General features: G+C 41.3%; 6 protein-coding genes. 3 read left to right on the top strand and 3 right to left on the bottom strand.

Going from position 1 to position 12,666, the window contains the following annotated elements; translation table 11 throughout:
• Positions 1-35: 35 nt before the first annotated feature.
• Entirely contained in the window at positions 36-3,929 is a 3,894-nt protein-coding gene (gene tamB, locus GW828_RS10010) for an autotransporter assembly complex protein TamB (RefSeq protein ID WP_182741241.1), read from the bottom strand.
• Positions 3,926-5,716 carry an autotransporter assembly complex protein TamA gene (locus GW828_RS10005; protein ID WP_273057534.1) on the bottom strand — a complete coding sequence of 597 codons (1,791 nt, stop codon included), beginning with the start codon at positions 5,714-5,716 and terminating at the stop codon, positions 3,926-3,928. Before GW828_RS10005 ends, tamB begins: the two co-directional genes overlap by 4 nt.
• Before the next feature lie 188 nt (positions 5,717-5,904).
• Between GW828_RS10005 and GW828_RS10000 the strand changes: the two genes are divergently transcribed.
• The 3 genes from GW828_RS10000 (at position 5,905) to hrpA (ending at position 11,555) form a co-directional block, all read left to right on the top strand.
• On the top strand, positions 5,905-6,939 hold the full coding sequence (locus GW828_RS10000; RefSeq protein WP_273057400.1) for an isoaspartyl peptidase/L-asparaginase family protein: 1,035 nt from the start codon (positions 5,905-5,907) through the stop codon (positions 6,937-6,939).
• A gap of 246 nt (positions 6,940-7,185) precedes the next feature.
• Positions 7,186-7,602, top strand: coding sequence for a CBS domain-containing protein (locus GW828_RS09995; protein ID WP_124016507.1), 417 nt, complete (start codon positions 7,186-7,188; stop codon positions 7,600-7,602).
• 77 nt (positions 7,603-7,679) lie between these two features.
• On the top strand, positions 7,680-11,555 hold the full coding sequence (gene hrpA, locus GW828_RS09990) for an ATP-dependent RNA helicase HrpA (protein ID WP_273057398.1): 3,876 nt from the start codon (positions 7,680-7,682) through the stop codon (positions 11,553-11,555).
• Positions 11,556-12,182: 627 nt separating this feature from the next.
• Here hrpA and GW828_RS09985 read toward each other — a convergent pair.
• Complete coding sequence (locus GW828_RS09985; RefSeq protein ID WP_182741254.1) at positions 12,183-12,617, bottom strand: DUF4878 domain-containing protein; 435 nt, start codon at positions 12,615-12,617, stop codon at positions 12,183-12,185.
• Positions 12,618-12,666: the final 49 nt, after the last annotated feature.

The raw sequence follows: 12,666 nt of genomic DNA, 5'->3' as shown, positions 1-12,666 counted from the left end.
TTGTGTCTGTTTTTTACAACCCTAAACCCTAAAGTTTAATCAATTTCGAAGCTATAGTAGATATCCAGTGATTGACTTAAGGTACTCGATACACTTTCTAAATATAATTGTGAAAATAAGTAATAGCGCACGGTCATTTCATACCCTGGGTTAAACACGCCCACACCATATTTAATCATTAAGTCTTCGCCAATATAGCCACTCACAGCTACTTTTCCATCATCATTGGTATCAAGTTGTACATTAGAAAAACCAAATTTTTCAATGAGTCCTGTCGCTGTACTGCCAATACTATTCATTGCGCCACCATCAAATTGTGAGCCTAAACTCAGCGCTGCCCCCATCATTAATGAGTTGCTTTGTTGGTTACTTGAACTGGTAAAGCCTTTACCCGTTAAAATGTACGATAATATCTCAGCTTGTTCTTTTGCCGGATTAGAAAATAAGGTTACAACAGGGCGCATTGGTGTCCCCGTAACTCTGACACCTGCGGTTATATCGCTTTCCTTAATCTCTCTGGTTGCCTCTATATTAAGATTTGGTGATGCAGTTGGTCCAATAAATTGCACTTCACCGGTATTGATCGTTAGGGTCTGCCCCATAAACTTATAGGTACCTTTATTGACTCTAATATCGCCAAACAACATCGGTGGTTTAAATGCTTGTTGCTGAAGTACAAGGTCACCTTCTAGCTTACCCTTGAGGCCCATGCCATCAATAGTGAGGTTTTTACCTACATTGATATTTAAGTCGGCCGTGATGGCGTAAGGGCTGGTTTTAACCGTTTGTTGAGACACTGAATCATTGAATACCACATCATTTGATACCGCTATGCCTCCTTCAGCCAATGGGGTGATTTTTATTTGTCCTGAGGGAACATTCACTTTGCCTTTTATTGCGAACAGTTGGTCATCAAAGGTCATATTAATATCTGGAGAGACATTTAAGATTGCCATTGGCGGTTGAATAACAGCTAAGTTACTGCCTTTAATGTCAATATCACCACTAAATTTACCTTGTGGCCACGCTAGGGTACCTTGGGTGGTGACTTGGCCATCTCCCATATGCCACTGGCCATTGAGCTGCCCTTGCTGACCTTCAAGTGAGAGTGATAAATAGAGTTTATCAATCAATGTCGGGTTAGTTGATAAGGCCAATGCTGCATCATTGAGTTTAATATTACCTGATAGACTAGGGTCCATAAGGGTACCGGATAACATTAATCGGCTCGATAGCATGCCTTCTAAGGTTTCAAGTCTTGGGAAAAATTCTCCAAAGGGAGCGAGATTGAGCTCATTCACATTAATCGTTCCTTGTAAGGTACGATCGGGAGTGATATTAACACTTAGCTGACTTTGCCAACTGGCGATTCCGGATGAATCGAAACTTAATGAACTGGTCACTTTTTTCTCATCAAGTGACGCTTGTAATAGCAGCTGCTGATAGTCGATGCTAATGGTGTTGTTTTTAGTACGGCTTAGCTTAATATTACCGGGCAGGAGTGTAAATTGAAGATTGGCCGTAGGCTTTTTAGCTTTGGCCCAATTAACTTGACTGGTTAACGCTGCTTCACCGCTCCAGTTGATTTTTTTAGATAAAATGGGCTCCAAGGTTTTACCTGGGTTACCCGTAAGCGTGATATTGGCTTGGCCAGTGTGGCCCAAATTAACATCATTGATCAAACATAATTTATTGTGTGGGTGCACTAAACAGAAGCTGCTGATGCTACCTCTATGGTTAAGTTGATCCCAGTTTGCTGTAATGGGTTTATCTTGTTGCCATTGTCCAAGGACATTACTGATACTGAACTCGGTTAAGGTGGCATTAAATTGTTGTTTATCAATATTGCTACTACTGCTAATTTGAGTATTGACGACCAAATCACCTTTAGTATTCAGTTTACTTTGCTGTTTGCTTTGGTTGCCTTCACTGATAAAAGAAATATCTGTCAGTTTATAGCTACTCCATACAAGATTGTTATTATGCAGTTCTATTCGATATTGGTGTTGTAAATAAGGACGATAGTTAGCGAGTAAATTGAGGTTATCAATTTTACTACCTTGGTAGCTCAACTTGTTAATTTGTGCGTTCACATCAACGATAGGGTCTGCACTATTGCCGCTGACATCTACTTTAGCAAAGATACTACCGCGAGCGCCTGTTAGCCACTGGCTGACATCTGGCACACTCAGTTCAGCATTGATGTCCCAGATTTGATCCGCTTGACCGTTGACGATTAACTGAGCGCCAAGGGCATTGGCTTGTAAGTTCGACGCGTTAACTGCAAAATCTTGATTTAATGAAATATCGCCCTGTAAATTCAATGGATAACCATTTAAACGTCCTGTTAAATTAGCCTGTTCAATTGCCACTTGCCATTGTTTATCCGCAAGGCTGCCTGAACTATTAAAATGACCGCTGAATTTACTTTTGACTGGATTTTGCTGATTAATATAATCAATGTATTGCAACTGGATATTGTCGCTAAACACCTTAGCTTGCCATGTTATGTTATCTTGATATGACAGTTCTCCCGTTAGCTCCACATTGCCAGCCAGCGACTGCACCTTCAGCTTATTAACCGTCAGTTTTTGCTTAACGTTAACAATATCAGCACTTACCGTTAAAGGTGGATGGTAAGGCGTGGTGATCTGCCCTTCAAACTGTGCCACTTGATCTTTACTATCACCTTTGCTGGTAAAACGGCTAATGTTGCTGGTGTACAAGGGGTTACTCAGTGGCCACTGTAAAGCTGCGTCGGTCAGTGTTACTTGGTAGTCAAGCGCAGGAGACGTGAGATCGACTTTAGCGGTGAGGTTAAAATGGCTATCACCCTTAGCAATGGCGTCGATGTGTAACTGGCTTAAGTCTTCGCTAAGTTCAAGGCTAAGTTGTTGCTGTTTAAGCCCCGGTAATTCAGGCAGATTATCGACATTTGCTGTTAGTGTTAATGCGAGCGGATAGTGGTCATGCAAAGCAATGTCACCACTAACACTGACATTACCATCATCATGCTTAATGTCGAGTTGGCTTATTCCAAGTTGAAATTGACGAAAACTGGCCGCCAATGCGATATGGCTAAAATGGTCAGTTCGTTCACCCAATTTGAGCAGACTGTCTGTAGCATTAAATTGCCTAACATCGATAGGAAAAGGCATAAACACTTGTGGTAAATTTGCTAGTGGCCATGCTGTCGCTTTTGCATCAACCGTTTGTGCAGTTTGTATACTCTCCACTGGAACATTGATTGGCTTGGTTGATGCTGGTGCTGCAGGGATATCAACTATCAGGCCTTGGCTGGTAAATGATTCAACCATCAGGCCTGCGCTGTTCCAAATAGCTTGAGTCGACAGCTCATCGGCATGAAATGTCATGCTATTGACCGCAATATCAACCTGGGTTAATTTTGCTTGGCTGAGGCTAATGTTTATCGGTAATTCAAACTTAGTAAAAGGGGCTGGTAACTCAGTGGATTTATCCGCATCTTTTGCAGCAGGAATATTATCACTGACAATGTTCACTCCTATGCTTGAAGCCATTAGGTTTGTCACACACAGCTGTTTATTCATCAGACAGGTTGGCACCCATTCCAATGTTACATTTTGAGCATTAACGCTAATACCAGGCATTGACCATGACATGCTATGAAGGGTGAGATCGCCATTTAAGGTGCCAGAAGCGTATTCAACTTCAACATCACTGACCAATTGGTTAACCAAGAACACCGCTGTTTTGCTGCCAAATGGCGTGCCTATGAGGACGGCAAACAACATCAATAATGCTAAAGGTACATAAATTAAGATCCGAGTATAAAACTTAATTTGGCGCCAAATGCGTGCAGGTAAGCTAGTTGCACGGTTAGTTTTGGTATTATTATTGGCAGCGGTCGCTTGTGGCTGCTGACCTTGCTCAGAATGCTCATCTGTCATAAATCAGTCCCCATGGTTAAATGGAAACGAAACGAGCGTGCAACAGTCTCAGTTTCTTTTAAGCCAAACCCTAAGTCCATTCGGATTGGACCAATCGGTGATATCCAGTGTAAACCTCCACCAACCGATACCACAGGTTCAAACTTCTGTGTATCAAAGGCATTACCCGCATCGACAAAGGTAGCAACGCGCCAAGTAGGGGTGAGATAGTACTGATATTCTACGCTGCCGACGGCCAAGAAACGGCCACCAACCACTTGTCTCGATAAGCCGCCTTCACTGTTGGTGTAGTCAATATAGGGCCCTAATTCTTGGTAACTGTAACCCCGTATACTTTGGTCGCCACCAGCAAAATAACGCAGTGATGGGGGAATGTTGGCAATATCGTTATCATTTGCAATATTGGCGCCTAAGTCAACGCGAGCAACAAACCGATGCTTATCAAATAAGGTTTCTATCCATTTAAATCGTGCTTGTAAGCGAGTGAGACGAATAGTCGATCCTACAGATGGATCTGCATATTCAATGCTGTATGTTTGACGATAGCCAGATTTAGGATCGAGGGTATTGTCACCTCGAACCGTTTTGGTGAGGTTGTAACCTACTAAATAAAATCGCGGATCGTAATCTGTATCGAGTTGATTATAAAACTCTCTTGTGGATTCAAGGGAATAACCATGCAGCCAATTACTTTTGGACCGTCGTTGACGCGTTAAGCCAATAATGTATTTTTCAGACTCTAACTGCCCAGTATTATTAAATTGACGGTTATCTGGATCATAATCTTGAGTGACACCATAGGTGTCGCGTAATAATCCTAGTTTTATTTTTAGTTGATCATCTAAAGGATGCGTTAATGGAATCGTATAGGTAGTTAAAATTTTCGGCCGTTCAGGCGACCACTCCATACTGGTTTCTTGATAATGCCCATAGCGGTTTATTTGTGGGGTACGCCAAGTCACTCGCACGCGAGGATCGATACTTTTTTCGGTACTATTACCAATATCAGCACCTAAACCGACCTCAATAAGATGGCTAGGACGAGGACTTAGTTCAACTTTAATTGGCACAACACCGGTTTCAATCTTGTCTAATTGTGGCAATACTTTGATATTACTAAAGTAACCAGTATCTAACAAATTACGATTAAACTCAGTCAAAAGTTGCGTGGCATAAGGCGCATCAGCACCAAAAGGGATTAATGCTTCGACAATATCGTCATTAAGCGTTGAACCTTCAAAGTCAACATCACCAAATAAATATCGCTTACCTGAATCAAATTCGAGGTTAATTTGGGCGCTATTTAAGTCACGATTAATGCTGATTTCTGATTTTGTGTATTGACCATCAAAATATCCTCTTGCCATTGCCAGAGTGACTAATTGTGATTTAATTGAATCGTAAACCCCGTGGTTTAAGGTGTCACCAGGTTTGATTTTTAGGCTATTAAGCCATAGCGAAAAAGTATTGTCTTCAAGCATCTCTCCCTGAAAATGAATATCAACCCACTGAATAATCACTGGTTCCCCAAGGGTGATATCGAGCTTTAGCTCCCAAGGCCCATTGTCTTTTTCGTTAACGTCAATATCTACAATAGCGTGATAGTAGCCCATAGATTCAAGCGCATCATGGGTGTTATCGTCAACTGTGAATAAAAAAGCTCGGCGTTGAACATCATTATCTGGCAAGGTACCTAAGTGAGCTGAAATATTATTTTCAATTTGTTTGTTAACGCCATTAACGTTAATCGTTAGCCAATTATTATCAGCCAGCACAAAGCCTGACATCAATAAGGTCAACGAAAGTAATAGAAACTGACTAAATTTAAGGCGTTTTGTCGGCAAGTTAAGCTAATTTTTCCAAAAGTGATCATGATGACTATTGTCGCTACAAAGTCTAAAAGTCGCAAGGATATGATTGAAATTACAACCACAAATGGTTACAAAGATAAACCACTTTCAAGGACTTGCCTAACATGAATAAATTATATTTAACGATTGCAGTGTGTTTATGCTTAACCGCAAATATCTGTGCAGCCACAGATGATAAGCCTTTTTCAATTGCCATCCATGGCGGCGCGGGAACCATTTCTGCTGCCAGTTTAAGTCCTCAACAAGAAAAAGCTATTCGCGATAAACTCAAACAGGCTGTTGATACAGGCTATAAGGTGCTAGATAAAGGCGGTAATAGTCTTGATGCGGTTCAAGCGGCAATTAATGTGTTAGAAAATAGTCCATTTTTTAATGCTGGTGTTGGCGCGGTTTATACTTTTGACGGCGGCCATGAACTAGATGCCTCGGTAATGGATGGTAACAACATGAATGCTGGATCCGTTGCGGGGGTTAAACACATTAAAAACCCAATTGATTTAGCTCGAAAAGTGATGGAAAAATCACCTCATGTGATGCTATATGGCCAAGGGGCAGAGGAGTTTGCATTAACGCAACAATTTAGGTTGGTGTCTAATAGCCATTTCGACACGCCTCATCGTTATGCACAATTGCTGGATGCCAAAGCGAGCATCATTGAAGCTGAGCGCGTAAATGGTGGTGATCACCAGGCGTCAGTTGCCCAGTTACCTGCCAACTACAAATACGGCACAGTCGGCGCAGTGGCGCTTGATAAACAAGGCAACCTTGCCGCCGGAACATCAACTGGCGGCATGACGGCAAAACGTTTTGGCCGCATTGGTGACTCACCGGTTATTGGTGCTGGAACCTATGCTGAAAATGGTGTTTGCGCCATATCAGCGACGGGTCATGGCGAATATTTTATTCGCTATCAAGTGGCAGGTGACATATGCGCTAAAGTCAAATACCAACAGAAATCGATTATTCAAGCGGCCGATGAGGTCATCAATCAACGCTTGCTCTCGGCAGGGGGAACTGGAGGAGTGATAGCGATTGATCAACGTGGCAATATCGCGACACCATTTAATACCGAAGGGATGTATCGCGCCACACGAAGTAAAGGCCAAGCTGCAACCGTTATGATTTGGCGTGACAAGTAAGTATTACTGCGCTGAATTGACTTAGGTTTATCAAATAGATTCATCAAGTCAGTTCATGACGTGGTTAATGCAGTGGGCTAATACCATTGATTAGTAAACCGATTAGTGCAATCGGTTATATTTTCTATCTCCTGAGCCATTATTGACTAAACTTAATCAAGTTAGTACCCGAGAGTTGATTCCTTATGAATTGCTTGACGGGGGTTTATTAAACACGTAGTTAATTAGCGTGTAATAGGGGGCAATATGGATTCAATAAAAATTAAAGATTATATGGATAAGCATCCAGTATTATTAACTGCAGATATGTCACTGGCTATTGCGGTTGAAAAACTACTCGCCAGTAATAAAAATGGTGCACCGGTTGTTGATCATATCGGTCAATTAGTGGGCTTTCTATCTCAACAAGATTGTTTATCTGTGATGCTAAAAAGCAGTTACCATTGCGATATGACCAGTACAGTAAAAGATTGCATGAAAAGCCCTGTATTGTCGGTGACGCCCGATGAAAGTATATTGGAATTAGCGGATCAAATGTTAGGCGCTAAACCGAAGATTTATCCTGTAGTGAGTGCAGGAAAAGTCATTGGAACGATTAATCGGACGAATGTACTTAAGGCGATGAATATTTATATGCAACAGTGTTACTTATCTCCAATATAACAATCGTTGAAATCAATACCATTCTGCTGTTTTCCTTGCTAGGATCGCTTTTTTTGATGTAAGCAAGGGAATCAGATTTGAATTCGGACCTTCACCCGCTATCTAAGGCGTATCTCAATCTTTGTTATCAAACCGATGCCGCTAAAATTCGACGTCGTTTGTATCGTGTCAATAAAGAAGCCGAGTCTGAAAAAAAATCCCAAACGTTAGCGCAGTTAACTGAAGCTGCGCAGCAAGCCTATGCCAAAGCGCAGTTGCGCTTACAGTCTCGACCGGTTATTCATTACCCAGACGAACTGCCTGTGTCACAAAAACGTGATGATATCGCTTCTGCCATTGCCAATAACCAAGTGGTCATTGTCGCGGGTGAGACGGGATCGGGTAAAACGACTCAGTTACCTAAAATTTGTCTTGAACTTGGCTTAGGCACTCGTGGCTTAATTGGCCATACTCAACCTCGTCGTCTAGCCGCCCGTAGTGTTGCCAACCGTATTGCTGATGAACTTAATAGCCCTTTAGGTGATATTGTTGGTTTTAAAGTTCGCTTTGCAGATGCTCTGAGCGACAACAGTTATATCAAACTGATGACCGATGGTATTTTGTTAGCGGAACTCACTTCTGATCGATTTTTAAACCAGTACGATGCGATTATTATCGATGAAGCGCATGAACGCAGTTTAAACATTGATTTTATTTTAGGGTACCTAAAGCAAGTATTAAAAAAACGTCCTGATTTAAAAGTCATTATTACTTCCGCAACCATCGATGTAGACCGTTTCTCAAAACATTTCAATAATGCGCCAGTTATTGAAGTATCAGGGCGCACCTTTGACGTTGAAACGCGTTACCGTCCTTTAGTTCGCGATAGCGATGAAGATTTAGATGTCAGCGATGGTATTTTTGCTGCTGTTGAAGAGCTCATGGCGGCAGGGCCCGGCGACATATTAATTTTTATGAATGGTGAGCGCGAGATCCGTGATACAGCTGATTTACTCAATAAACAGCAATATCGCGATACTGAAGTGTTACCACTATATGCGCGCCTTTCTTACGGTGAGCAATCTAAAGTGTTTAAAAGTCACATTGGTAGGCGCATTGTACTGGCCACTAACGTTGCTGAAACCTCATTAACTGTTCCTGGGATCCGTTATGTTATCGATCCCGGAACCGCCCGCATAAGCCGATATAGTTACCGGACTAAAGTACAACGTTTGCCGATAGAACCTATTTCCCAAGCCAGTGCCAATCAACGTCAAGGACGTTGCGGTCGTGTAGGCCCTGGTATTTGTATTCGACTTTACGATGAAATGGATTTTATTCAGCGCCCGGAATTTACCGATCCTGAAATTTTGCGGACTAATCTTGCCTCGGTGATTTTACACATGTTGGCGATTGGTTTGGGTGACATTGGCGGATTTCCATTTATTCAGCCACCGGATCAAAAACACATTCGTGATGGTTTTTTATTGCTTGAAGAGTTACAAGCAGTGAAGAAATCAGGTAATGATTTAGTGTTAACCCCGTTGGGCAAAGATTTAGCTAAAATTCCACTTGATCCTCGTTTAGCTCGAATGGTTATTGAAGCGAACAAATTGGGCTGTTTGCATGAAGCATTAGTGATTACCTCTGGTTTATCTATCCAAGATCCGCGTGAACGTCCTGTGGATAAAAAACAAGCCGCTGATGAGTGTCATCGTCGCTATGCCGATAAAGACTCTGATTTTGCCAGTTGGGTTAAGTTATGGGACCACGTTAAAGATCAAAAGCATGAGTTGTCAGCCAGTCAGTTTAGAAAACAATGTCGCGATGAATATCTCGCGTATTTACGCGTGCGTGAATGGCAAGACTTATATACTCAAGTGAAACAAGCTGTTCATGAATTGAAATGGCGAATTAATGACAGTGCAGCCAGTTATGAAAAGTTACATCGAGCATTATTATCAGGCTTGTTAAGTCATGTTGGTTTTAAAGGCGAGAACAACGAGTATCTAGGGGCACGTAACCGTAAGTTCTTTGTGTTTCCGGGGTCACCTTTAGCCAAAAAAGGTCCTAAGTGGATTATGGCCGCAGAGTTGACTGAAACGTCACGATTGTTTGCCCGTTGTTGCGCAAAAATTGATCCTGAATGGTTGGAATCGCTTGCGAGCCATTTAGTGAAAAAGAATTATCTTGAACCGCATTTTGAAGCCAAAGCAGCAAGTGTTATCGCACTTGAGAACCAAGTGCTTTATGGCTTAACTATCGTTAATCGCCGTCGAGTGCAATATGGGCCTATTGAGCCTATTGAAGCTCGAGAGATTTTTATTCGTAGCGCCTTAGCAGAAGGGCAGTTACAGACTAAAGAAGCTTTTTTTGTAAATAACCAGCAGCTACTCAATGACATTGAAACACTAGAGCATAAGTCTCGTCGTCGAGATATTTTAGTCGATGAGCAAGTGCTTGTGGATTTTTATGAACCCTTGATCCCTGCAGGTATTTTTAACGCGCCGTTGTTTTTTGCGTGGTGGAAAAAAGCTCGCCAACAAACCCCTGATTTGCTTGATTACAGCCAAGCCTTGTTAATGCAGCGAAGTGCCGAGCATATATCGGCGCTTGATTTCCCTGATATATGGCACAAAGGGAATTTAGCCTTAACGGTGAGCTATCATTTTGAACCTGCTAGCGCTGATGACGGAGTCTCTGTACATATTCCTGTTGCACTGATCAACCAAATTGACGACAGTGATTTTGATTGGCTTGTACCGGGATTACGACAAGAGAAACTCATTGCGTTGATCAAGTCACTGCCGAAAAATTTACGCCGTAATTTTGTGCCAGCTCCAGACTATGCCCGAGCATGTTATCAAGCGATGAAACCGTTTGAGTTGTCGATGCTCAATTCTATGTGTAAACAGTTACTGCGCATGAGTGGCGTGCGCATATCGGCTGATGATTTTGATTTAACGCAACTAACAGAACATCTTAAGATGAACTTTAAGATTGAAGATGATCAAAGTCGTTTAGTCGCCCAAGGCCGTGATTTAGAAGCGTTAAAAGGTCAGTTACAAGGGGTAGTTGCCAAAGCTATTCGTAAAGTGGCTGATAAAGGCATTGAACAACAAGCTTTAACTAGCTGGTCGTTTGGTGATTTACCGGTTCAATATCAGCAGCGTAAAGGCAATTACGAAGTAAAAGCGTATCCTGCCTTAATAGACAATAAAACGGATGTGGCGATCAAGCTATTTGATGATGAACACGAAGCTAAGCGCCATCATCGAGTAGGCCTGCGTCGGTTGTTATTGATTAATATCCCTTCGCCAGTGAAGCACTTACAGCAAGCATTACCTAATAAAGCTAAGCTTGCAATGTACTTTAATCCCTTCGGCCAAGTGCAGATATTAATTGAAGACATTATTAATGCCGCGGTGCAGCAGTTATTGGATAAAAAGCAACTCGATATTCGCAATGAACAGCAGTTCGAGCAAGCAAAAGATTGGGTTCGCCAAGAGCTTAACCCAACTGCTGAGCAAATAGCATTAAATGTTGAGCAAATATTAACTATTTATCAACGTGTTAAGAAGCGTTTAAAAGGTAAAATTAGCCTGGATATTGCCTTTGCGATGAGTGATATTCAAACTCAACTTGATAGTCTGGTTTATAAAGGCTTTGTTGAGGATTGTGGTTGGCAACGCTTAACCGATGTGAGCCGTTATCTCAGAGCCATTGAAAATAGACTCGATAAGCTACCTGTTGACCCAACACGCGATCGATTACACATGCATAGCATTGCTAAAGTACAAGAGGCGTTAACGGCGCAATTAGCTAAAGTGCCGCGTTCACAAGCAATACCTGAAGCATTGATTGAAGCTCGCTGGATGATTGAGGAGTATCGAGTATCATGTTTTGCCCAAGTGCTAGGCACTGCTTATCCTATTTCAGAAAAGCGAGTATTGAACCATATTAGCCAAATATAATTGTTGAGAATAATATTATCGCCGATGCCATGCATCGGCTTTTTTATGTAAAACTGAAAGTGTTTCATTTATTTTTGCTGAAAATGGGGTTTTTATAGGTTATATCAATAAAAAACCTACAAAACTGAAAGTTTTTCGTAATTTTGGTTTGATTGTGATCTGACTATTGTTATACTCCACAGCATGAAGAATGTGATTGTCAGTCTTCTCTCTGTAAGGCAAATGTCATCCCCTCAGCATTAACAAGATGTTGTCTATATTAAAGATTTAACATCTTGTTGCTGTAAATAAAAAGACAGGCCTACACCTACAAAACGACCTAAAAGATTGGAGTTATTATGGAAGTTCATGAATACGAAAATGCTTACTATCAAGTGAAAGATGACGTGTTAGAGTCTTTACCTTCTGACGAAGAGTAAGACGATTGAACGAGCATATTGATGTACTGACACTTGGTTCACTACATTAAAAAACTCCGACACTAAAAACAAAAATAGCAGCCTAGGCTGCTTTTTTATTACTGATTACACTACTTTAATATGGCTAAGCAGTTATTGAATGACAATTTAATAGCTATTCTATCCAATAGTGCAATGAAGCGAAGACAATACTTAAGCCTATTCAATATCAACCTTCAATACGACCTTTTTCAGTTAATATTTCAACAATAACCCAAGTATTACCTATTTTATGCAGACGAATAGTTCGATCGTCAATCCAATCTCTGCCACCTTTCAATCCTTGCATTTTAACCACTACTGTTACGTCATCGGTGAATTTACGGAAGAAATCGATATCAATCTCATCGATAGACATAGTTACTTGCTTCATGGATAAGCCTAAGACATGTCGTTGTACCGCAGATGCAATATGGTAGTGATCCATGATCTCTTGGATATCAGTAGAGACAAACTTTTTTGCTTTATCTACATCACGATCGACGTAAATTGCTTCGAAGAAGCCCAAGGATACTTGTTCTGGCGTGAGTTGGGCTTCGCCAAACTCATCTGATTGACCACAGGCACTGAGAATGAGTAGCAGGAAAAAAGGTAAAATTCTTATCAAATTCATATTTAACATCATATTCTAATACAGTTGTTTTTATAATTTT

This window comes from Shewanella vesiculosa (assembly GCF_009994065.1).
Lineage (GTDB): Bacteria > Pseudomonadota > Gammaproteobacteria > Enterobacterales > Shewanellaceae > Shewanella > Shewanella vesiculosa.
Note: the sequence above shows the minus strand (reverse complement) of the source record. Positions and strands in the feature narration are given on the sequence as shown.